Origin of the sequence: uncultured Pseudoteredinibacter sp. (assembly GCF_947502065.1) — a bacterium.
Lineage (GTDB): Bacteria > Pseudomonadota > Gammaproteobacteria > Pseudomonadales > Cellvibrionaceae > Pseudoteredinibacter.
In genome coordinates, this window is record NZ_CANMYE010000027.1 from 1 (window position 1) to 889 (window position 889).

At 40.7% G+C, this 889-nt stretch carries 1 protein-coding gene; it reads right to left on the minus strand.

Annotated elements, in window-relative coordinates:
* Window positions 1–73 precede the first annotated feature (73 nt).
* Window positions 74–724 carry an SMI1/KNR4 family protein gene (locus Q1A41_RS20200; protein WP_299982954.1) on the minus strand — a complete coding sequence of 217 codons (651 nt, stop codon included), beginning with the start codon at window positions 722–724 and terminating at the stop codon, window positions 74–76.
* Between the last annotated feature and the right edge of the window lie 165 nt (window positions 725–889).

The following is an 889-nucleotide window of genomic DNA, read 5'->3' on the forward strand; positions in this document are numbered from 1 at the left end:
AAATATAAAAACTTCCACCCAGAGCACTGGCGGGTACCTTATTGCCTATTGACTGGTTAATGGCTCATATGTGTTAGGCACAGTCAAACTCCTCGCTAGAAACTAAATTTTCCATGAATGCATTAAAGTTGTCAGCGAGTTTTACAACATTGAATTCATGATGCCTGCGCTTTAGATCAACAAAAACCACTGAAGGCTCTCCAGTATCATCCTTTGATGTGTAATCAAGCATGACAACTGTATGACCGGCGGTAGGTGTATCACAAATCACTAACCCTATATTGGGATACCCCCAGCTTTCACAATATTCTTTTGTGTTTTGTTCTTCTAAGCCGAGTCCATTGTACTCACCGATTCCCAATATACTCTGAACACATACATGATCCTCAGCCCATGAGGTTTCTTCAGTAACTCGAATACAATCGTTTTCTAAAATTACACCATTTTGGTTCAAAAGCATTTTTTTATATGAGTTTGGCAGTATGTAGCCTAACTTTTTCTCGGCTGCATCAATTCTCTCTAGCGTTAATGGCGCACCTAATGAGTAATTTTCGGCTAGTGTCTTCTTGAAGTCTGCTTGGCCTTGCATGTGAAATCTTTGAATTATCTCAATAGCATCATCAGCGCTACCATTCATTACATCAAGAATGAGCCGTATATTTGAGATCGTCTCTCCTGTCTCTTTTTTTACCAAAGCAACGGATTTCAAATTCGGGTCAACCATTTCTTGTATGCCTAACGCCTCAAACACCGGCTTGGTAAAGATGGCGGATTTTTTGGAACAAAAAAAGTGACAGCTTTTCCAAGTCCTTGTGCTTTGACTTGATACTTATTGAGCCTTCTCCAGCTTACCACCAAAGCGGTAAGCTTGAGGCGCGAACCAACTTGG